This is a genomic window from Sneathiella sp. (assembly GCF_047631475.1).
GTDB lineage: Bacteria > Pseudomonadota > Alphaproteobacteria > Sneathiellales > Sneathiellaceae > Sneathiella.
Window position 1 is genome coordinate 93,436 of record NZ_JBLHZT010000005.1, and the last position, 20,545, is coordinate 113,980.

21 protein-coding genes are annotated in these 20,545 nt (G+C 49.7%); 16 read left to right on the forward strand and 5 right to left on the reverse strand.

Annotated features, from left to right (window positions below; genetic code table 11):
* Positions 1-17: 17 nt before the first annotated feature.
* From ruvC to thiD, 15 genes are all read left to right on the forward strand, one after another.
* Positions 18-533: a crossover junction endodeoxyribonuclease RuvC gene (gene ruvC / locus ACJAYR_RS03460; protein ID WP_415235299.1), complete on the forward strand. Its 516-nt coding sequence runs from the start codon at positions 18-20 to the stop codon at positions 531-533.
* Positions 530-1,162 carry a Holliday junction branch migration protein RuvA gene (ruvA, locus tag ACJAYR_RS03465; protein WP_415235300.1) on the forward strand — a complete coding sequence of 211 codons (633 nt, stop codon included), beginning with the start codon at positions 530-532 and terminating at the stop codon, positions 1,160-1,162. Before ruvC ends, ruvA begins: the two co-directional genes overlap by 4 nt.
* Positions 1,159-2,205: a Holliday junction branch migration DNA helicase RuvB gene (ruvB, locus tag ACJAYR_RS03470; protein WP_169542976.1), complete on the forward strand. Its 1,047-nt coding sequence runs from the start codon at positions 1,159-1,161 to the stop codon at positions 2,203-2,205. The genes ruvA and ruvB overlap by 4 nt, the downstream gene beginning before the upstream one ends.
* Positions 2,195-2,671, forward strand: a complete 477-nt coding sequence (gene ybgC, locus ACJAYR_RS03475; RefSeq protein ID WP_415235301.1) for a tol-pal system-associated acyl-CoA thioesterase — start codon at positions 2,195-2,197, stop codon at positions 2,669-2,671. The genes ruvB and ybgC overlap by 11 nt, the downstream gene beginning before the upstream one ends.
* The gene (gene tolQ, locus ACJAYR_RS03480) at positions 2,671-3,390 is read left to right on the forward strand and encodes a protein TolQ (protein ID WP_169542974.1); all 720 of its coding nucleotides are present in this window, start codon (positions 2,671-2,673) and stop codon (positions 3,388-3,390) included. Before ybgC ends, tolQ begins: the two co-directional genes overlap by 1 nt.
* A gap of 4 nt (positions 3,391-3,394) precedes the next feature.
* On the forward strand, positions 3,395-3,862 hold the full coding sequence (gene tolR / locus ACJAYR_RS03485; RefSeq protein WP_415235302.1) for a protein TolR: 468 nt from the start codon (positions 3,395-3,397) through the stop codon (positions 3,860-3,862).
* 14 nt (positions 3,863-3,876) lie between these two features.
* Positions 3,877-4,854, forward strand: coding sequence for an energy transducer TonB (locus tag ACJAYR_RS03490; RefSeq protein WP_415235303.1), 978 nt, complete (start codon positions 3,877-3,879; stop codon positions 4,852-4,854).
* A gap of 5 nt (positions 4,855-4,859) precedes the next feature.
* Complete coding sequence (gene tolB, locus ACJAYR_RS03495) at positions 4,860-6,200, forward strand: Tol-Pal system beta propeller repeat protein TolB (protein WP_169544273.1); 1,341 nt, start codon at positions 4,860-4,862, stop codon at positions 6,198-6,200.
* A gap of 137 nt (positions 6,201-6,337) precedes the next feature.
* Positions 6,338-6,877, forward strand: coding sequence for a peptidoglycan-associated lipoprotein Pal (gene pal / locus ACJAYR_RS03500; RefSeq protein ID WP_169542971.1), 540 nt, complete (start codon positions 6,338-6,340; stop codon positions 6,875-6,877).
* Between the two features lie 191 nt (positions 6,878-7,068).
* Positions 7,069-8,136, forward strand: coding sequence for a tol-pal system protein YbgF (gene ybgF, locus ACJAYR_RS03505; protein WP_415235304.1), 1,068 nt, complete (start codon positions 7,069-7,071; stop codon positions 8,134-8,136).
* A 20-nt stretch (positions 8,137-8,156) separates the two neighbouring features.
* Positions 8,157-9,482, forward strand: a complete 1,326-nt coding sequence (gene tilS, locus ACJAYR_RS03510; protein ID WP_415235305.1) for a tRNA lysidine(34) synthetase TilS — start codon at positions 8,157-8,159, stop codon at positions 9,480-9,482.
* A gap of 125 nt (positions 9,483-9,607) precedes the next feature.
* Positions 9,608-11,539: an ATP-dependent zinc metalloprotease FtsH gene (ftsH, locus tag ACJAYR_RS03515; protein ID WP_169542968.1), complete on the forward strand. Its 1,932-nt coding sequence runs from the start codon at positions 9,608-9,610 to the stop codon at positions 11,537-11,539.
* Between the two features lie 7 nt (positions 11,540-11,546).
* Positions 11,547-12,614 (forward strand): dihydropteroate synthase, encoded by a 1,068-nt coding sequence (folP, locus tag ACJAYR_RS03520; RefSeq protein WP_415235306.1) that lies wholly within the window; start codon positions 11,547-11,549, stop codon positions 12,612-12,614.
* A gap of 35 nt (positions 12,615-12,649) precedes the next feature.
* Positions 12,650-13,999, forward strand: coding sequence for a phosphoglucosamine mutase (gene glmM, locus ACJAYR_RS03525; RefSeq protein ID WP_415235307.1), 1,350 nt, complete (start codon positions 12,650-12,652; stop codon positions 13,997-13,999).
* Positions 14,000-14,011: 12 nt separating this feature from the next.
* Positions 14,012-14,815 carry a bifunctional hydroxymethylpyrimidine kinase/phosphomethylpyrimidine kinase gene (gene thiD / locus ACJAYR_RS03530; protein WP_415235308.1) on the forward strand — a complete coding sequence of 268 codons (804 nt, stop codon included), beginning with the start codon at positions 14,012-14,014 and terminating at the stop codon, positions 14,813-14,815.
* Between the two features lie 6 nt (positions 14,816-14,821).
* On the opposite strand, the gene ACJAYR_RS03535 is transcribed toward thiD, so the two are convergent.
* The 5 genes from ACJAYR_RS03535 to ACJAYR_RS03555 form a co-directional block, all read right to left on the reverse strand.
* The gene (locus ACJAYR_RS03535) at positions 14,822-15,619 is read right to left on the reverse strand and encodes a putative metalloprotease CJM1_0395 family protein (RefSeq protein WP_415235309.1); all 798 of its coding nucleotides are present in this window, start codon (positions 15,617-15,619) and stop codon (positions 14,822-14,824) included.
* 16 nt (positions 15,620-15,635) lie between these two features.
* Entirely contained in the window at positions 15,636-16,082 is a 447-nt protein-coding gene (locus ACJAYR_RS03540) for a hypothetical protein (protein WP_415235310.1), read from the reverse strand.
* A gap of 162 nt (positions 16,083-16,244) precedes the next feature.
* Positions 16,245-17,417 carry an aminotransferase class V-fold PLP-dependent enzyme gene (locus tag ACJAYR_RS03545; protein WP_415235311.1) on the reverse strand — a complete coding sequence of 391 codons (1,173 nt, stop codon included), beginning with the start codon at positions 17,415-17,417 and terminating at the stop codon, positions 16,245-16,247.
* Position 17,418: 1 nt separating this feature from the next.
* Complete coding sequence (locus tag ACJAYR_RS03550; protein WP_415235312.1) at positions 17,419-18,564, reverse strand: aminotransferase class V-fold PLP-dependent enzyme; 1,146 nt, start codon at positions 18,562-18,564, stop codon at positions 17,419-17,421.
* A gap of 99 nt (positions 18,565-18,663) precedes the next feature.
* Positions 18,664-19,143 (reverse strand): DUF1203 domain-containing protein, encoded by a 480-nt coding sequence (locus tag ACJAYR_RS03555; RefSeq protein WP_415235313.1) that lies wholly within the window; start codon positions 19,141-19,143, stop codon positions 18,664-18,666.
* A gap of 212 nt (positions 19,144-19,355) precedes the next feature.
* Here ACJAYR_RS03555 and ACJAYR_RS03560 point away from each other — a divergent pair, with 212 nt between their 5' ends.
* Positions 19,356-20,525 (forward strand): phosphoserine transaminase, encoded by a 1,170-nt coding sequence (locus tag ACJAYR_RS03560; RefSeq protein ID WP_415235314.1) that lies wholly within the window; start codon positions 19,356-19,358, stop codon positions 20,523-20,525.
* Positions 20,526-20,545: the final 20 nt, after the last annotated feature.

The following is a 20,545-nucleotide window of genomic DNA, read 5'->3' on the forward strand; positions in this document are numbered from 1 at the left end:
AAAGGTCATGTTATAGAATGCGTTTGTTAGGTCTGGACCCTGGGTTGCGACATACAGGTTGGGGGATCATAGAAGCCGAGGGGAACTCTCTTCGGCATCTTGCCAACGGGGCTGTTGCATCAGATGCGTCCCTTGATCTTGCAGGTCGGCTAGTTCAGCTTTTTGAAGGTATTGAAAAAGTGATCGCAGAATGGCAGCCACAAGAGGCGGCTGTCGAGGAAACCTTTGTTAATAAGAACCCAGTCTCTACGCTGAAGCTTGGTCAGGCAAGGGGCATCGCTTTGCTGGTTCCGGCCCTTCATAATCTGGCCGTTGAAGAATATGCGCCCAATAAAATCAAGAAATCAGTTGTTGGCGCGGGTCACGCAGGGAAAGAACAAATTCATGCGATGGTCAGTATGCTGTTACCGGGCTGTAAAATTGCCAATGAGCATGCTGCAGATGCATTGGCCGTTGCTATTTGTCATGCTCATTATGCGGGAAGCCGTCGGCATCTGGGGAAAGCGATAACCATGGCCGGGGGTAAGGTATGATTGCAAAATTAACCGGAATACTGGATAGCACCGGCGAGGACTGGATCATTCTGGATGTAGGCGGTGTGGGGTATTTGGCATTTTGCTCTGGACGCACATTGCGCGCCCTTCCTGAGATCGGCGGGACAGTTTCTCTTCACATTGAAACCCACGTTCGCGAAGATCATATCCACCTGTATGGTTTTCAGGGTATAGGAGAGAAAAGCTGGTTTGGACTATTACAGACAGTCCAAGGCGTTGGCGCGAAAGTTGCCTTGGGAATTTTGTCTTTGTTCGGAAGTGATGAGTTGACCCAAATTGTGGCGGCTGCCGATAAGACCGCCTTGACCCGAGTGAGTGGCGTTGGACCAAAAGTAGCGGGCAGGATTGTCACTGAGCTAAAAGACAAAGTGGCGAAAATGAACCTCGGTCCAGCTGCCTTTTCAGCAAATGATGCAATTACCAAGTCGAAACCAGCTGGCCAGACAACAACAGTGGTCGCCGCAAATGATGCTATTTCTGCACTTGTCAATCTTGGATATGGTCGGGCAGATGCATTCGGTGCAGTTGCTGCGGCGGGACGGCGCCTTGGCGAAGATGCAACGGTTGAAGCCCTGATCACCGAAGGCTTGAAGGAGCTGGCTGCATGACCGATGATCGTTTAATCGGTGCAACAAAATCAGGATCGGATGATTATGAGCAACAATTTCGGCCGCAGGTTTTAGGCGATTTCATTGGTCAAAAACAAGTCCGGGAAAATCTTAGCGTTTTTATTCAGGCTGCAAAAGCGCGCGGAGATGCTCTTGACCATGTAATGTTTTTTGGGCCTCCGGGGCTTGGGAAAACAACGCTCTCACAAATCGTTGCGCGGGAACTGGGTGTTAATTTCAGGGCAACAGCCGGGCCGGTAATCAGTAAGGCCGGGGATTTGGCGGCATTGCTGACAAACCTCGAAGAAAATGACGTTCTGTTTATCGATGAAATTCACAGATTGAATCCGGCGGTTGAAGAAATTCTGTATCCGGCGATGGAAGACTTTCATCTTGATCTGATTATTGGGGAGGGCCCTGCCGCCCGATCCGTCAGAATTGATTTGCCCCCATTTACGCTGGTTGGGGCGACAACCCGCTCCGGCCTGATCACAACCCCTCTTCGCGAACGCTTTGGTATTCCGCTTCGGATGAATTTTTACGAACCAGCTGAGTTACAGCTGATCGTTGCCCGTGGTGCGCGCGTCCTTGGCGTCAAACTCAGTGATGAAGGCGCGCAGGAAATTGCCAATCGAAGCCGCGGCACACCGCGTGTTGCTGGACGGCTGTTGCGGCGTGTTCGGGATTTTGCATCTGTGGCTGGTGTTGATGTGATCTCTGCCGAGCAGGCGGATGCGGCATTGAACCGTCTGGAAGTGGATAAGCGCGGACTGGATGCAATGGACCGACGTTACCTGACCCGTATCGCCCAGGATTTTGGGGGGGGACCTGTCGGTGTGGAGACCTTATCAGCAGCTTTGTCCGAGCCTCGTGATGCGATTGAAGACATTATTGAACCGTACCTTATTCAACAGGGGTTTCTGCAAAGAACCCCTCGTGGGCGTTTATTGACAAAAGCGGCTTTTGATCATCTGGGCTTTAGCTTTCCCAAACAATTGGCCTCGCAACTGGACCTGATTGAGGAGCCGCCCCGTGAGCAGTGATCCGGCAATGATCGGTAGGATTGACTTTTCCGGTGAGCAGGGCCCTTTGCATCATTTTCCGGTGCAGGTTTTTTGGGAAGATACGGATGCTGGCGGGATTGTTTATTACGCTAATTATTTAAAATTTACCGAGCGGGCGAGGACAGATTTGCTCCGCGGTATCGGTATTAATCAGCAACAGCTGATGATCACAGAAAGTGTGAATTTCGTTGTACGAGAGTGCCAGGTTGAGTATCTGAGCCCAGCCCGTATGGATGACGCGCTTGATGTGCGCACGCACCTTTTCGAATTGAAAGGGGCAACCTTGCGGATGAAACAGGATGTCTATCGAGGCGACAATCTTTTGGTAAAAAGCACCGTTCGGGTGGCCTGTTTACATAAGAACGGAAAACCTGCCCGCTTTTCGCCGCAAATAAGGGATAAATTCCTATCAATCACTGATTTTTCAGGAGCCATGAAGAAATAATGGAAAATGACGCGCTTGTAGCTGCCCAGTCTTTGGGCGGTGTCTCTCATGATTTGTCTATGCTCGGCCTGTTCCTGAGGGCCGATATTGTTGTTCAAATTGTTATGATTGTTTTGATCCTGGCTTCTTTTTGGAGTTGGGCAATCATTATTGACAAGATCCTGAAATATCGCCGTGTCACCGCAGACTCCGACGAGTTTGAAAATGACTTCTGGTCGGGCGGGAATCTGGAAGACCTTTATCGACGTGTAGGCAACAGCCCAGATAACCCGCTTGCAATGCTTTTTTCAACAGCAATGCGGGAATGGTTGCGGTCGACAGAAAAAGGACTGGATAAGAACAGTCATACCGGCCTGCAGGCGCGTATTCATCAAGTGATGCGTGTTGCCATTGACCGTGAAGTGGAACGTCTGGAGAAATATCTCGGCTTTCTGGCAACAGTGGGCTCGACCGCGACTTTCATTGGTTTGTTTGGGACGGTTTGGGGCATTATGAATAGTTTCCAGGCGATTGCAGCTACAAAGGACACCAGTCTTGCTGTCGTGGCGCCTGGTATCGCCGAAGCCCTTTTCGCAACGGCGCTGGGACTGGTTGCCGCGATCCCTGCGGTTGTCGCATATAACAAGTTTTCCAATGATTTACAGCGCATCGTAACCCGACTTGAGGGGTTTGCTGGTGAGTTTTCTGCCATCCTGTCTCGTCAGTTGGATCAAGGATAAGGGTATGGACACCAATCATTACGATGCTTTTACAGGACAGGGCCGGAAACGCCGACTTAAGGCAATGTCCGAAATCAATGTGACGCCTTTTGTCGATGTGATGTTGGTGTTGCTGATCGTCTTTATGGTGACGGCCCCATTGCTGACTGTTGGTGTGCCGCTGGATTTACCTGAAACAAAGTCTTCAACGGTTCAGGGAAATGATGAGCCGCTGGTTATCAGCGTTGATGTGGAAGGTCGTTTGTATCTGGAAGATCTGGAAATTGAGTTGGTTAATCTAGTGCCTAAGCTACAGGCTGTTGTTGGTGCGAAGGCAGACCAACGGATCTTTGTTCGGGGCGATAAGAACGTTAATTATGGCCGGGTTCTGCAAGTGATGGGTGAAATCCATGACGCTGGCTTTACTAAAGTCGCGATGGTATCGAGTAGCTCAGCTGACAAGGCGAAAGCCAAGACTGAGAAAAAAGAATAGGCCGGTCTTCTTTGATGAAAGTATCAACGGTCATATCTGCTGGTTTGCACGGGCTTATTTTGTTGCTCATGTATACAGGCTTGCCTTTGTTTCAGGATCCCGAACTTTTGGACCAGCCAAAGGTCATTCAGGTCGAAATCGTCGATATTGCCGATATCACGAATTTGCCAAAAGATCAGCCGGCACCAGAAGAAAAAGAGCCTGAACCGAAAGAGCCGCCAAAACCAGAGCCAAAACCGGAGCCCAAACCGGAGCCCAAACCGGAGCCTAAACCCGAGCCAAAACCTGAGCCTGAGCCTGAGCCTGCCCCCGAACCTGAGCCAGCGCCAACGCCGGAACCTGATCCGGAGCCAGCGCCGAAGCCTGAGCCTGAGCCAGAGCCAGAGCCGAAGCCGGAACCTAAACCCGAGCCAAAAAAAGAAGAGGTCAAAAAGGTTGAAAAACCGAAGGCCATTCCGAAGCCAAAGATTAAACCACGGCCAGAAAAGAAGGTTGTTCAGAAAAAACCGGAACCAAAAGAGGAACCAAAGAAGAAGTTTGATCTTAGTCAGATTTCTGCCTTGCTGGACAAGAAGAAAAAAGAACAGGCGAAACGAACTGATGAAACGTCGGACACAAAAAAGTCCAAATCTGCTGAAAGGGTTGCTGCTGCGTCCGATCGGGCCGCAGACAGGTCATTGCCTTTAAGTTTAAGTGAAAAAGATGCGTTCAAACAGCAGGTTCAAAGATGTTGGAGTCCACCAACAGGAAGTGTGCGGGCGGAAGAGCTAATTGTTGAGTTGCGTATTACGCTTAATCAGGATGGTTCGGTCCAGGGACGACCGGAATTGGTTGGGAACACGTCATTTGGCGACAATTTTGAAAGAATTGCTGCTGAAAGCGCTATTCGAGCCGTCTTACAATGTCAGCCGTATCGATTGCCAATTGATAAATATGAACGTTGGCGGGATACTAGATTAAAGTTCAACCCAAGGGAGATGTTTGGACAATGAGAAATATGGTTCGCCAATTTGCTAACTGGGGGTATTGGGTTGCAGTAGGCCTTGTGCTTTCAATCGCAGTTGCCTCACCTGCTCGTGCTGAACTGGTTATTGATATTACGCAAGGTAATATTAAGCCTCTTCCTGTGGCAATCACCGATTTTTATAGCGAAACCGAAACAGCCGGGCTGGTTGGGCAGAAGATCGCCGAGGTTATCCGCGCTGATTTGGAACGATCTGGCCTGTTCGCCCCGATTGACCCGCGGGCATTCCTGCAAAAGCCTGTCGATCTTCAGGCTACTCCGGTTTTTTCTAACTGGCGCAAAATCAACGCACAAGGCCTGTCTACTGGGATGGTGCGCGCGCTGCCCGATGGGCGGATTAATGTACAGTTCCGCTTATGGGATGTTTTTTCCGAGCAGTATCTGGCCGGTTTTGGATATAAAAGTGCCGCGACCAATTGGCGTCGTACTGCCCATTTGATTGCGGATCAGATTTATAAGCGCCTAACCGGTGAAGAAGGATATTTTGACACCCGGATTGTTTATGTTTCGGAAAGTGGTCCTGCCGACCGGCGGGTGAAGCGTCTTGCGATCATGGATCAGGACGGGGAACGGCATCAATTCCTGACGGATGGCAGCAATCTGGTATTGACCCCGCGCTTTTCGCCAACTCAGCAGGAAATTACTTACCTCTCCTATTTCAACAATCGTCCGCGGGTTTATCTGTTCAACATTGATACCGGGCAGCAGGAAGTGCTGGGAGAATTTCCGGGGATGACGTTTGCCCCGCGCTTTTCTCCATCCGGAAATCAAGTTGTGATGAGCATGGCCGAGAACGGCAATTCGGATATTTACCTGATGGATTTGCGGACGCGTTCTTTAAAGCGTTTAACCAAGCATCCGGGCATTGATACGGCGCCTTCCTTTTCTCCGGACGGGACGCGGATCACGTTTGAATCAGATCGTGGCGGTCGTCAGCAGCTCTATGTAATGAACGCAGATGGCTCAAATGTGAAGCGGATAAGCTTCGGGCGTGGTAATTATGGCACACCTGTCTGGTCCCCCCGTGGTGATTTGATTGCTTTTACAAAATTGACGGGTGGTAAATTCTCCATAGGCGTGATGAGAACTGACGGTTCGCAGGAACGCATCCTGACTGAAGGGTTTCATAATGAGGGCCCTTCTTGGGCACCAAATGGGCGTGTTCTTGTGTTTTTCCGGCAAGTACCGGGAAATAAGAACGGGGTTGGTGATAAAGTTAGCTTGTGGTCTGTGGATTTGACAGGTTATAACGAAAGAGAAATGATTACTCCGCGGGATGGGTCTGATCCAGCATGGTCGCCCTTGCTTCCGTGAGTGAGCATAAGTATAGTGAAAAAGTAAGATTTTCTAGGGGGAGTATATTTCAGGGAGGGGCAGCGTCACTTCAATCGGACGTCGTTTTACTTGGAATACCCAAAAATTTAGATTTCCAGAGGATGGGAGTTAAGTAAATGCGGCTCAATCTTGGCCTTAAATTCTTGAGTATGTTTGCTGCACTGACATTGGTCGCAGCATGTGAAACAGCGCCAACGGACTCCGGCGACAGCACTGGTGGGGGCGCATCGTCCCAGGCTGGCAGCTCTTCTGGATCAACTGGCGGTACTTCTGCAAGCACTGGTTCAAATCAGGTTCAGCCTGGTAGCCAGGAAGACTTGGTTCTGAATGTTGGTGATCGTGTATTCTACGGTTTCGACAAATTCAATCTTAGCGACGAAGCGCGGGCAACTGTCCAGCGTCAGGCCGCCTGGTTGAAAGCGAACCCAACAGTGACTGTCACTGTTGAAGGTCATGCGGACGAACGCGGTACACGTGAATACAACCTTGCACTCGGCGAACGCCGTGCAACTGCTGTTAAAAACTATCTTGTAACATTGGGCATTTCAGCCTCACGTGTTTCAACGATTTCTTTTGGTAAAGAACGTCCAGTAGCCTTGGGTCATACCGAAGCTGCATGGTCTCAAAACCGTCGTGGCGTTTTGGCTGTCAACTAACAGTCTGACTACTTGATGCATAGCCCGTTGCCGGTCCAGCTTGCTGTAGACCGGCAACGGGCTTTTTTATGTAAAAATACAGGGATGGATAAAAGCCTCTGTTTGGTCACAATATTCCCTTATATATTATTCCGAATTTAAAGGTCTTTTGGCCCGTCTCTGATGAAAAGCGTGGGAAAATAGGTGCTAAGGTGAAAGAAAAATCAAGAACCGGACATCGTTATTCAATTGTCCTGATCGCGTTTGCTGCGACAACAGTTTTGTTTTCAACATTGGCCTTTTCTTCGGCTCAGGCGCAAAGCAGTGATGTTCAGGCGCTCTTGGACCGTATTAATCGCTTGGAAGCCGATCTGACGAATGTGCAGAGAAAAGTATTTCAGGGCCAAGATGTTCCGGCACCTACAATTTCTTCTAGCGGTGGCGCCATTGCGGGCGGAGAAGCTGCGGCCTTGTTGTCGTCCCGGATTGATGCGCTGGAAGGCGAGCAGAGACGGGCAACCGGAAATCTTGAGGAAATCACTTTCAAGCTGGATCAGTTGAAAAATCGGTTGGATAAGCTTGTTCTGGATATTGATTTCCGTCTCACAGATATTGAACGACGGTTAAATGGTGGTCAGTCGATCGTTGGCCAGAATACGGCGCCTGCTTCCAACTTACCCTCAACAGGAACAGCCCCTCAAAATAGCCAGCAATCCGCAGCAACGGATAGTGTATCTCAATCTGCCTCTGGAACGACGGCAGCGGGATTACCAAAAGGGACGCGGTTGCTTGGGACTTTGCGGGTGCCTGCAGATGGAACTGCGCCGGTTGACACTGCTGCGCCCGCCAATGAAAGTGCGCCCTCTGTCGCGGCAGTCGCTCCGACTGAAAATCTGGACCCAGCAGCACAGTATAATCAGGCTTTCTCAATGTTGAGTAAGGATGATTTCGCAGGCGCTGAACAAGCATTCGCCGCGTTTTTACAAAGTAATAAAGAACATGAACTTGCTGGCAATGCACAATACTGGCTGGGCGAAACCTATTACGTGCGAGGAGATTATCCCAACGCCGCCTCTTCATTTTTGAACGGTTATCAAAATTATCCGGACAGTTCCAAAGCAGCTGACAATCTGTTGAAACTAGCAATGACCCTCGGCCGGATGGAGCAAAAAGAAGAAGCGTGTGCAACCTTTCAGCAGTTGGAAAAACAGTTCAATAATCTGTCTTCTCGTCTTAAGCGGATCGCTGGTTTGGAAAAACAAAAATTCGGATGCCAGTAAGATTTGACATATGACCTGACATGGTAGTTTCCGTACAGTCCATTTTTGACGCCCACCTCAAGTCCCTTGAAATTCCTAAGGGAGGCCTCTTAAAGGTGGGCGTTGCTGTGTCTGGTGGTTCCGACAGCATGGCAGCTTGTCTGGCCGCTGTGGATTGGGCACAGCGTATGGATGTTCAAGTGGTGGGACTGACTGTTGATCACGGCTTGCGGCCCGAAGCCCGGCAGGAAGCGGAGTTGGTTGCGGAATGGCTATCAAAGATTGGAATGGAACACCATATCCTTACCTGGAAAGGGCCTCATCCACGAACAGGTATTCAACAAGCGGCAAGAAACGCCCGTTACCGTCTGTTAAAAGAAAAATGCAAGCAGTTGGGTGCCAATCTTCTGATTATGGGCCATCAACTGGAGGATCAGCTTGAAACATTCCTTATGCGCATGGCGAAAGGAAGTGGGGTTCAGGGGTTGAGCGTCATGGCTGCCACGCGCGAACAGGACGGGATTATAATAAGTCGTCCATTTCTGTCGGTCAGTCGCCAGCAACTAAGAGACTTTTTAAAAAAATCAGATCAGCAGTGGATTGATGATCCAAGCAATGACAATCCGGTTTTTACAAGAACGCATCTAGGGCGGGCCTTGGAGATCTTAGCAGACCTCCCAGAAAGTAATCTGCAATCTTTGGAAATGAGCGTCACCCGCACACAACGCGCTGATGGGGCCCTTAGCACAATCACTGAACAGTATTTGCGGACCCATGTTGTTGAAAGCCCGCTGGGATTTGTCAGATTTTCAAAGGCAGCAATTGAAGAGATGCCCGACGAGATTGCCATACGGTTTTTGCAAAGACTGTTCATTTTTGTCAGAGGGACGGGACAGGGGCCGCAAATGAGTGCGTTGGAACGGTTGCAGCATTCTCTGAAGACGGATCAGATGTCGAAGGCCAAGACTCTATTTGGCTGCCAGTTATTGCGGCAGCGCGATCAGTGGATTTTATGTCGTGAGCCGGGAAGAACAGATCTTCCTGAAAAAGAACTAACAAATAACAGAGTATGCCTGTGGGATGACCGTTTTGAAATTAGAGACACGGTGCCGGGGACAAACATCAGCGCACAAGACTGTCCTCGGGTGCGTGTTATTGGGGACGATGGTTGGCAGCAATTAAAAGAATCGCCGGAATGGCAAACGCCCGATCCTTTGCCTTCTATTGTGAAAAAAAACCTTCCTTCTATATGGATTGGCGCCAAAATCGTCTCTATGCCTCTGTTTTCCTATAATTTAGATGCCATGGGCATTGCGCAAGGGCGCTTTGAAATGGTATTCAAACCCAAATGCCATTTTTTATCGTGAGTCTGTGTAACACTGCCTATTGGATGTTCGCAAATTTGACTTATATCTATGATGTCTCCATGAAAATGGGCGTGGTTTAATAATGCTGGCCAAATGATGGCCGGATGTGCAAGGGAAGATTTTTCGTGAATCTCTTTGGAAAAAATGTGGTTCTATGGGTAGTGATTGCACTGCTTGTTGTTGCCCTCTTCAATATATTCAATGACTCATCGCAGCGGAATCCGGGTACATCACTTGCGTATTCCGATTTTCTGCAAAAAGTCGAAAACGGTGATATCCGTCAGGTAACAATTCAAGGTCAAACCATCACAGGCTCAGCCGGTGACGGGACTTCGTATTCAACCTATACGCCGCAAGGCAGCAATATAGTTGATAAGCTTGAAGCCAATAACGTTGTTATCAAAGCGGCTCCGGAAGAAGAAGGCAGCCTGTTGATGGCGACATTGCTTTCCTGGTTCCCGATGCTGCTGTTGATCGGTGTCTGGATTTTCTTTATGCGTCAGATGCAGGGCGGTGGCGGAAAAGCCATGGGTTTTGGCAAGTCAAAAGCCAAGTTGCTGACAGAGAAACACGGCCGTGTCACTTTTGAAGATGTCGCAGGCATCGAAGAAGCCAAAGAAGAATTGGAAGAAGTCGTCGACTTCCTGAAAAACCCGCAGAAATATCAGCGTCTTGGCGGTAAGATTCCAAAAGGCTGCTTGCTCGTTGGTCCTCCGGGTACTGGTAAAACTCTACTCGCACGCTCTGTCGCGGGCGAAGCGAATGTACCGTTTTTCACAATTTCCGGTTCAGATTTTGTTGAAATGTTTGTCGGTGTTGGCGCGAGTCGCGTTCGAGACATGTTTGAACAAGGTAAGAAAAACGCACCATGCATTATTTTCATCGACGAGATTGATGCCGTTGGCCGCCATCGTGGTGCCGGTCTAGGCGGCGGTAATGACGAGCGTGAGCAGACATTGAACCAGCTGCTGGTCGAGATGGATGGATTTGAAGCAAATGAAGGCGTTATTCTTCTTGCTGCAACAAACCGTCCGGACGTGCTGGATCCGGCGCTGTTGCGCCCGGGACGTTTTGACCGTCAAGTTGTTGTCCCTAACCCTGATATTATTGGTCGCGAAAAAATCCTGAAAGTTCACATGCGCAAAGTTCCTTTGGCACATGATGTTAACGCTCGGACAATCGCTCGCGGAACACCTGGATTTTCGGGTGCGGATCTAGCCAACCTGGTAAACGAAGCCGCCTTGCTGGCCGCGCGTAAATCACGGCGTCTGGTTACACATCAGGAATTCGAAGAAGCAAAAGACAAGGTCATGATGGGCACAGAGCGTCGCTCAATGGTGATGTCTGAAGAAGAAAAAGAACTGACCGCTTATCATGAAGGTGGTCATGCCTTGGTCGGTATGCATATGAAAGCATCGGATCCGGTTCATAAAGCGACAATCATCCCGCGCGGTCGCGCATTGGGAATGGTGATGCGGCTTCCTGAAAAGGACAGTTACTCGTTACGTCGTGATCAGTGTCTTGCCCATTTGGCGGTTGCCATGGGCGGCCGGATTGCTGAAGAAATGATCTTTGGTCATGATGCCGTGACGACAGGCGCCTCTGGAGACATTAAAATGGCGACGGATATGGCCCGCCGGATGGTGACCGAATGGGGACTGTCCGACAAGTTGGGACCGTTGATGTATAGTGCTAATCAGGAAGAGGTATTCCTCGGCCATTCAGTTGCGCAGCAAAAAAATGTTTCTGACGCGACAGCTGAACTTATCGATCAGGAGGTTCGCCGCTTTGTAGAAGAAGGTGAAGCGACAGCCAAGAAAATCCTGACTGAAAATGAAGAGCAGTTACATCGTATTGCTAAAGGTCTTCTGGAATATGAAACACTAAGCGGTGATGAAATCAAAATTCTGATGGAAGGTGGCGATCTTAACCGTCCAGAGGATGATGAAACACCAATGGACAAAGGTCCGGGCTCTGCGGTACCAAAAGCGGATGGTCATAAAAAGCCTGACACGGGTTCTGGCGGCATGGAACCAGAACCACAACCTGGTTCGTGATCTGCTAATGAGTGACTTCTTAAAAGGCTCCGCTTTATCGCGGGGCCTTTCCTCTTCTGATCGGATTTATTTGGCTCCCGGTCCACAGATGGCGAGCGAGCAATTTCGGCTAACCGTTCGGACGTCTGATAAATCTGTCCATTCTTTTGTTGTTAGCCGCGAAGCGATAGAGACGCTGGCGTCGGACTATCCTTTTCAAAAAGAAGAGATTAATCAGCAATTGGCACATATTCGGTCAGCCATGAATGCTCAGGATGTGTGGGGGCTTCCAACGCCTGTTGTTATGGGGATTGTCAATGTGACACCCGACAGTTTTTCAGACGGCGGTGAATTTTTTGAAGTGGACCACGCTGTTCAACATGCGAAATCGTTGCTGGATGAGGGGGCCCATATTCTGGATGTTGGCGGTGAAAGTACGCGCCCCGGCGCTAATGCCGTGACAGAGGAAGAAGAACTGGCCCGCGTAAGACCTGTTTTAAAAGCATGTCGGAACTGGCCTGTCCTGCTGTCGGCGGACACCCGGAAACCTAGAGTAATGGAGGCTGCATTAAAAGGCGGTGCGGCAATCATCAACGATGTTACGGCCCTAGAATTTGACCCTGACAGTGTGAACGTAGTCGCCCGAAGCGATGCAAAAATCTGCTTAATGCACAGTTCTGCAGATCCAAAGGTCATGCAGGATAACCCGACCTATGACCATGTACTATTTGACGTACTGGATTATTTGAAAGAGCGAATAAAGCTTTGCCGAGACGCAGGCATTGATCTTGAGCGTATTTGTGTTGATCCGGGTATTGGCTTTGGAAAGACACTGGATCATAATTTGACCCTTTTAAAGGGCTTGCCTTATTTCCATGCCTTAGGGTGTCCGGTCTTGTTGGGGGTTTCTCGCAAATCATTTATTGGAAAAATTGATCGTCCCGGTGAAGCGGCGAGCCGAATAGGAGGATCACTTTCTGCATTGCTATATGGTTTAACCGCCGGAGTTCAGATTTTCCGGGTGCATGACGTGGCAGAAAGCCGTCAGGCGATTGCCGTCTGGTCAGGCATTGATAAATGCGATCAATCAATTTAGCCTTGAAGGCATAGAATTTAAAGCGGCGAGGGGATATGACGCGCAAATATTTTGGAACAGATGGCATTCGAGGGACGTCAAATCAGCCCCCGATGACCGCGGATATTGCCTTGAAAGTGGGGATGGCGGCAGGCCGGAAATTTACAGGTCGTGGTGATTTTCGTCATCGGGTTGTGATCGGTAAAGATACCCGCCTTTCCGGCTATATGGTCGAGCCCGCGCTTACCGCCGGGTTTGTCTCCGTTGGTATGGATGTGATTTTGGTTGGCCCTTTGCCGACGCCGGCGATTGCGATGTTGACCCGTTCATTGCGGGCAGATCTGGGTGTTATGATTTCTGCGTCTCATAATCCCTATCAGGACAACGGGATCAAACTGTTTGGCCCTGATGGGTATAAGCTGTCTGATCAAGTGGAGTTGGAAATTGAACAGGGAATTGATAATCCCGACAATATCAGTCTTGCAGCCCCCAAGATGTTAGGCCGGGCAACCCGGTTGGATGATGCGCGAGGCCGCTATATTGAATTTGCCAAAAGCAGTTTTCCGCGTGATCAGCTTTTAAAAGGCCTCAAGGTTGTCGTGGATTGCGCAAATGGTGCGGCCTATAAAGTAGCACCTACTGTCCTTTGGGAGTTGGAGGCTGACGTCATCGCTATGGGGGACAATCCCGATGGATTTAACATCAATGATAACTGCGGTTCGACCTCAACAGACGCCATGTGCGCCAGAGTGGTTGAAGAGGGTGCGCATCTTGGCATTGCCTTGGACGGCGATGCAGATCGCTTGATTATCTGTGATGAAAATGGGCATCTGATCGACGGCGATCAGCTGATGGCATTGATCACTGCGAGCTGGGCGGATCGGGGCTTGTTGAAGGGTGGCGGGTTGGTGTCGACCGTTATGTCTAATATGGGGCTGGAAAAATTCCTTGCTGACAAAGGCCTTGATCTGGTGCGAACCGCCGTTGGTGACCGGTATGTCGTTGAACATATGCGCAAGCATGGCTTTAATGTTGGCGGTGAACAATCGGGGCATATGGTTCTGAACGACTTTGCAACAACAGGAGATGGTTTGATCGCAGCATTGCAGGTTCTGTCTGTGATTATTAATGAAGGGCGACCTGTCAGCGAAGTTTGCCGAAGCTTTGATCCTTATCCGCAAGTCTTGAAAAATGTCCGATATCAGGCTGGAAAACCGTTGGAAAGCCCTGCTGTAATAGCCGCGATCGCAGCAGGTGAGAAAAAACTCGCCAGTACAGGACGATTGTTAATTCGTAAATCGGGAACGGAACCTCTTATTCGTGTTATGGGCGAAGGGGAGAATATTGATATTGTCAATCAGGTGGTTGACGAGATCGTCCATGAAGTCGAGAAAGTTGCCGGTTAAGGAGCATAATTAATGTTAGGGCGTGTATTAACAGTCGCTGGGTCAGATTCTGGGGGTGGCGCAGGGATTCAAGCCGACCTGAAAACTATTACCGCATTGGGCGGGTTTGGGGCATCAGCTTTGACAGCCTTGACCGCGCAGAACACAAAAGGTGTTTTTGCGATTGAACCCATTCCCGCCAAATTTGTTGTCGAGCAAATCCGTGTGGTTTTCGACGATATTGGTTTTGATGCGATTAAAATGGGCATGTTGCACCGTGCGGAAGTTATACATGCGATTGGTGATTATCTGGATAGTGTGCGTGATTTGCCGCCGATTGTGCTGGACCCGGTGATGATTGCGAAAGGTGGGGCCGCGCTTCTTGCAAATGATGCACAGGAGGCCATTATTTCGCGTTTGGTGTCAAAACATACCACATTGCTAACTCCCAATATTCCTGAGGCAGAAAGCCTTGTTGGTCATGCGATCAAGGATCTGGATGATATGCGGGCGGCAGCGGATAAGATGCTTTCAATGGGACCGTCTGCCATCTTGTTGAAAGGCGGTCATCGGGAAGGCCCGGTGATTACGGATTTATTGGTGACCCCGGAACAGAGTTATGAATTCAGTCACCCCATGATCAAGTCACGGCATACGCATGGCACGGGCTGTACCTTGTCATCTGCGATTGCCACAGGATTGGCGCAAGGGCTGTCTTTGCATGACAGTGTGGACCGGGGGTTGCGATATGTTGAAATTGCTATTCAAAAAGCTCCGGGCTTGGGAGAGGGGCATGGCCCGCTTCTTCATGGGCACACCATCGGCGCGTTTCGTTAGGGTCGATTAAGCAAACAGGTCCGTTATAGCACTTGGATCAACCGTTGACTTTGTTGGCTCTCCCTCTGAAATAGGCGCGCCTGATGGGCCGTCGGTGCTGACAGATCCTGATGCCTCTTCAAGATTACCAGAGAGTTCAGTCTGGCGTTGAGCACTTAATTCGGCTTGTGCTTCTGCGCGTCGCTGGGATGCTGCGGCCGCTACAGCCTTATCTTGACCAGAGGGTTCAGCCGGGGCCAGCGCGGCACGTATGACCACATCCATTTTAGTGATCGTAGCCGCCGGATCTCCCGCAATAGGCGCTGTATCAATTTTTACTTCACCGCCAACGGCATACCGTTGATTGTCTGGGCCTGTTTGATACTCGTAACTCGGTGACCCTGCATATTGCCCGCCAGCAGCGGCATGGGCCTGTTCGTGGTTCCTGACTTCTCGATCCCGCCGTTCCAGAGTTTCCACCTGTTCTTGCTCGGCTTCGGTTAATCCAGATGGATCTGCAGTTTCGGTTTTGGAAGATACTGGATTTTTGTTTTCTGGGGGTTCTTCAGGCTTATGCTCAGCCCCCTCAATGGCAGGATTGTGATTACCATCCTCATGCAGTGCGCTAAACACTTCATTGGAAAGCGAAAGCAGAGAAGAATTATCTGATTTGACTGAAGGGCTTTTGTGCGTCGCAATAACGGTTTCGTTTTCTGGGATAACGGTTGCTGGGCGTGCGCCTGCTGCCGCAGCGGTTTGGGCTGCGGTCCCAACCGAAGTGGGGACGGTTGGGGGTGGAACCATTGAAGCCTGGGAAATCATCATTCCAAGGAGACCAGGATTAAATCTGGAGGTTTAATGGATTGCGTGCGGAACGGCCGGCACCATCTGTCTCTTCACCTGAAGCAATCTCGGCGCGGGCCTCATATCGATCTTCTGTTACCTGCTGTACAGGTTGATCGGAACGGGTCGCCTGTTGCTCAGTTACCTGATCAGACTGCTGCTGTAGCTGCACAGATGCCTGTGCATTTGAGGCGTCATCGCGGCGAACTTCATTGCGGGCTTCAGTTGTATTTGCTTCTTGCACCTGTTGTAGCGCGGTCACGGCTTCAACGGAGATCGAAACACCCGTTGTGGCTGGTACAGGGGGCTGCGAAGTATTTTGCGGCGCAGGGCTTGCTGCTTTTGCTTTTTCGGCTTCCGCAAATTGTTGGTCCGGTTCTGGCTTCTGAACCAGTGCAGAAGGTTGGATGCCTCCTGTCTGGGAGCCAATGGATGTGGGTAACATATACTCACCTTTCGGAAATTCTATACCGTTGTTCGCCTTCTGGCTAAGTACTGTATTCCTAATATAAATTCCTTAACAAACTCTTAATTTATGCCTAAAACCCAAGCAATTCCAATCTTCTGACGGTATTGTGAAGACTGGAAAATTGCATCGATTTGGGGCTTATAAGGCTGCAACTTTCTGAATGAAAGTCGCGAGCTCGTCTTCAGAGTTATAATAGTGGAAAGATGCGCGTACCAAGGTTGGTAACTTACGACGTTCCATATCGAAGCGGGTCGATGAAACCGAAGAGGTTGACACATTGATGTTGTCGCGCGCCAAGGTGGCCTTGATTTCTTCCGCTGAAAGCCGATCGTGGGAAAAAGTGACCATACCGCCTTTCTTTTGGCCAATATCCTGAACGGTTACTCCGTCGAGCGACGTTAGGTGCTCCCGCGCTGTTGCCGCTAGGGCGCAAAGCCTGTCGGAAGCTGCTTCGACCCCGATATCCAGAAGATAGTCAACAGCAACACCTAAACCGATTTGTGCCGCAAAATTACTTTCCCAGTTTTCAAATCGCCGGGCGTCACTCCGCATTTCATAACTGTCGCGAGATGTCCAGGTTGCGCTATGTAAATCTAGAAACGGAGGTTCCAGACATTCCAGAAATCCACTACGGACATACAAAAAGCCTGTACCGCGCGGACCTCGCAAATATTTTCGGCCTGTTGCAGATAGCATGTCACAGCCGATTTTTTCGACGTCGACGGGGATTTGTCCTACAGACTGGCAGGCATCCAATAGATATGGGATGTTATATTTCTTGGCAATTTTGCCCACGGCTTCTGCAGGATTGATCAATCCTCCATTTGTTGGAATATGGCTGATTGAAATCAGTCTTGTATTATCAGTGATTCTGTTTTCCAGTTCGAGAACATCAATTTGCCCGGTTTCATCACTGGGGACAACGTCAATTTCCACACCAAACTTCTGTTTGACCTGGATATATGAAATCACATTGCTGGCATATTCCGCTTCGGCCGTCAGGATCCGGTCACCGGGTTTAAAATGCAGTCCATGAAACCCCATAAGCCATCCAGCTGTAGCATTTTCAACCAACGCAATTTCTGACCGCTCTGCATTGATCAGCTCTGAAAGAGCATCATACACCCGCTCATAGGCAAATTGGGCTCGTGCGTGGGCCTCGTAGCCCCCAATTTCCATCTCCAGGTCAAGATGGTCAACAACAGCACGGTAGACCGGCAGGGGCATCAAGGCTGAACCCGCATTGTTAAGATGAATATGGTTTTTTGTACCGGGAGTATCTTGGCGGATTTTGTTAAGATCAAGCGTCATATCAGGATATCTTTCCCAGATTTTTTTTCAAAGCGTTCAGCAGCCTGTCTGCATCGTAATCGGTATTATATAGATGCGGTGTAACCCTTAAAGAATTTCCCCGCGCCGACACGAAAATATTTTCCGTGGCCAGTTGTTTTAATAGGGTTTCCGGGACACCGCCCTTAAACTCAAGACCTAAAAAGTGGCCAGCCCGGTATTCTAGAGGAACTGAGGTCAGGCCGAGTTTTGCACCATATTCAGCAATTTCGCTGGTTCGGTGAGTCAGGGTTTCGTAGATATCAGCGACCCCCCATTCAAGGATTTGCCGCAAGGCTTCAACGGCCATTGGCATCAGTGCAAAATTTGCACGCTGGCCCATGTCAAAACGAACGGCGCCCTGCTGAAAGTCATCTTGATAATCAACCAGTTTTGAAAAGTCTTCAGATCCTTTTCGGTTCAGCCAGTTATGCTCAATCGGTAAGCCATTCTGCTGGTGCGGGGCTGCATACAGAAAACCGACGGAATAGGGGCCCAGAAGCCACTTATAGGACGCGGCGATTAGAAAATCCGGTTGAACTTTTTGGATGTCTAACGGCATTGCCCCCAAGGACTGTGTGACATCGAGGACGAGCTTTGCTCCTACCGAGCGGAGTTTTTCGCCAATTTTTTCAAGATCCAGCAAACCACCATCTGTCCAAAGGCAATTGGGAAGGGCGGCAATGGCCGTGTTTGGCGTAATGGCGCCCAGAACAGCCGATGTCCAATCATGATCCAAGGGTTGTGCAATCGTTTTGATGTGCGCACCGGTTTCTTTGCAGAGTTCCTGCCAACTATAAATATTGGATGGAAACTGATCATTGAGAACAAGGATGTGCTGGTCGACCTCTATCTTCAGGTTTTTCGCAGCGACTGAAATGCCATAAGATGCCGATGGGATGATGGCGATGTCAGTGGCTTTTGCATTTATCAACTGAGCGAACAGGTTGCGGGCAGCATTGGATTCAGTGAAAAAATCTGTGGGTGTCAATGTCCATGGGGAGGCCTTTTTCATCACTCCTTCTACACCAGCCTTGGCCACAGATTTCAAAAGCGGGGACATATACCCGCAATTAAAATAGCAAATATCATCGGGTATATCGAAAAGGGGGCGTTGGCTGGATAACATCTGGCACCTCTAGTTTGGCAAGTAAGGGCGATTTTGATGTATATCCAGCATTTTTTTTAGTCTTTTTATTGTATCGAAGACAATAAACTTGATTTTAAGCTAGCTAGATGCGCGATCAACGCGGAACTGAAAACAGTTATTGGTCGCTGAGCGAACGTGAATAAATGCGACTTCCGCGCGATTGAACAAAGCGGCCGCTGATTTTTCCAGATCATGTTTAGCAATTATCTGGCCCGTTCCATATACGATTCTCTCCTCATCGGTGTAGCCCCGGATCAGAATGGCACCGTTATCTGAAAGGATTAGAGGCCGGGATTGTGAGGCGTCAAAAGAATCACATTTGTTGGCATGAAGGAAAATAGGGCCTTGTTCGGCATAGGGTTGGTTCGTTGAAAAAGGTTTGTAGGAGAGGACAAGATACGGCTCTCCTGGCGCGATGAAATTCAGGCAATGACGACAGGGGAGCCCGTCTCCGTCGGAGATCAAATGCTCGGGTGGGTTGCCGTGAGCGTCACGGCCATTCATTCGCAGTTTTTCTACAATTTCGGAGGACAATGGGGTGTATTTTATTGAACTCATGCAGGACCTCTTGCATTTGGGTTTCTAGGTCCCCAGAGTTTCCTGATTTCAAGGTTATTAAATATCCGGAATTCGAGATCAAATTTTCTCCGTCAGATTATTCTTTTCGCGCTGCAGCAAAAAATAATTGACAAGTTGGTTTCGATCCCTAATGTCTGCGGCGGGCCACATCCCCCCACCGGGATGCTCTAGACTGGAAGGTTTAGTTTATTATGACAGAAGAATTGCGTCCGGAGAGACGCCCTAACTCTCCTCTATTTTCATCCGGCCCTTGCGCAAAGCGTCCCGGATGGTCCCCCCAAGTTCTTGAAAATGCATTTCTCGGCCGGTCTCATCGGGCCGCTGAAGGAAAAGCGCGTCTGAAAGCTGTGATCGATGAGCATCGCGCGCTGTTGGGCATTCCAGATGATTACAAAATCGGGATTGTTCCGGGTTCAGATACTGGCGCTGTTGAAATGGCGCTATGGTCGCTGCTAGGGGCACGCCCTTCAACAATTCTTGCATGGGAAAGTTTCGGTTCCGGTTGGGCAACAGATGTTGTCAAACAGTTGAAATTGGCCGATGCGGAAGTAGTGACAGCCGGATATGGTGAGCTTCCAGATTTAAATGCCACTGACTGGAATAGAGATGTCGTGTTCACTTGGAACGGAACAACATCTGGTGTTCGCGTGCCAAATGGCGACTGGATTGCTGATGACCGGGAAGGTCTGGCAATTTGTGACGCGACATCGGCTGTCTTTGCCATGGAAATGCCATGGGAAAAACTCGATGTGGTGACCTGGTCCTGGCAGAAGGTGTTAGGCAGTGAAGCTGCTCACGGTATGCTGGTTTTAAGTCCCCGCGCTGTTGAACGGCTAGAAAATTACACACCGGCCTGGCCATTGCCAAAAGTTTTCCGCATGACAAAGGGCGGTAAACTGATCGATGGTATCTTCAAAGGTGAAACAATCAATACACCCTCCATGTTGGCGGTTGAAGACGTTTTGGATGCTTTGACGTGGGCGAAAAGCATTGGTGGTCAAGAGGGTATGATTGCCCGGACAACCGCAAACGCCAAAGTGATCTCCGATTTTGTCGAACAGTCAGACTGGCTTGATTATCTGGCAACCAACCCAGAGATCAGAAGCCCGAGTTCTGTTTGTTTGAAAATTACAGATGACTGGTTCGCTGGTTTGTCTGACGACGATCAGGCGAAAGCTGCAAAACAGTTGGTTTCCATTCTTGCAGGAGAGGGAGCGGCTTTGGACATCGGTGCTTACCGGGATGCGCCCGCAGGTCTTCGGATCTGGGCAGGTGCAACGGTTGAAGCTGATGACTTGACGGCCCTGATGCCCTGGCTGGACTGGGGCTACGCCGAACTGAAGAAAAATTTCCAGAAATAATCTGCCTTCCAGGAAGGATC

Excerpts from the sequence above, each read along its gene's own strand:
- tilS (WP_415235305.1), top strand. The coding sequence starts at position 8,157 with ATGGTAGTTTCCGTACAGTCCATTTTTGACGCCCACCTCAAGTCCCTT.
- tolQ (WP_169542974.1), top strand. The coding sequence starts at position 2,671 with ATGGAAAATGACGCGCTTGTAGCTGCCCAGTCTTTGGGCGGTGTCTCT.
- ACJAYR_RS03535 (WP_415235309.1), bottom strand. The coding sequence starts at position 15,619 with ATGATGATTTCCCAGGCTTCAATGGTTCCACCCCCAACCGTCCCCACT.
- ACJAYR_RS03555 (WP_415235313.1), bottom strand. The coding sequence starts at position 19,143 with ATGAGTTCAATAAAATACACCCCATTGTCCTCCGAAATTGTAGAAAAA.
- glmM (WP_415235307.1), top strand. The coding sequence starts at position 12,650 with ATGACGCGCAAATATTTTGGAACAGATGGCATTCGAGGGACGTCAAAT.
- ruvC (WP_415235299.1), top strand. The coding sequence starts at position 18 with ATGCGTTTGTTAGGTCTGGACCCTGGGTTGCGACATACAGGTTGGGGG.
- ruvA (WP_415235300.1), top strand. The coding sequence starts at position 530 with ATGATTGCAAAATTAACCGGAATACTGGATAGCACCGGCGAGGACTGG.
- ACJAYR_RS03545 (WP_415235311.1), bottom strand. The coding sequence starts at position 17,417 with ATGACGCTTGATCTTAACAAAATCCGCCAAGATACTCCCGGTACAAAA.
- folP (WP_415235306.1), top strand. The coding sequence starts at position 11,547 with ATGAGTGACTTCTTAAAAGGCTCCGCTTTATCGCGGGGCCTTTCCTCT.
- pal (WP_169542971.1), top strand. The coding sequence starts at position 6,338 with ATGCGGCTCAATCTTGGCCTTAAATTCTTGAGTATGTTTGCTGCACTG.
- ACJAYR_RS03560 (WP_415235314.1), top strand. The coding sequence starts at position 19,356 with ATGACAGAAGAATTGCGTCCGGAGAGACGCCCTAACTCTCCTCTATTT.
- ACJAYR_RS03540 (WP_415235310.1), bottom strand. The coding sequence starts at position 16,082 with ATGTTACCCACATCCATTGGCTCCCAGACAGGAGGCATCCAACCTTCT.
- ACJAYR_RS03490 (WP_415235303.1), top strand. The coding sequence starts at position 3,877 with ATGAAAGTATCAACGGTCATATCTGCTGGTTTGCACGGGCTTATTTTG.
- ACJAYR_RS03550 (WP_415235312.1), bottom strand. The coding sequence starts at position 18,564 with ATGTTATCCAGCCAACGCCCCCTTTTCGATATACCCGATGATATTTGC.
- tolR (WP_415235302.1), top strand. The coding sequence starts at position 3,395 with ATGGACACCAATCATTACGATGCTTTTACAGGACAGGGCCGGAAACGC.
- ruvB (WP_169542976.1), top strand. The coding sequence starts at position 1,159 with ATGACCGATGATCGTTTAATCGGTGCAACAAAATCAGGATCGGATGAT.
- tolB (WP_169544273.1), top strand. The coding sequence starts at position 4,860 with ATGGTTCGCCAATTTGCTAACTGGGGGTATTGGGTTGCAGTAGGCCTT.
- thiD (WP_415235308.1), top strand. The coding sequence starts at position 14,012 with ATGTTAGGGCGTGTATTAACAGTCGCTGGGTCAGATTCTGGGGGTGGC.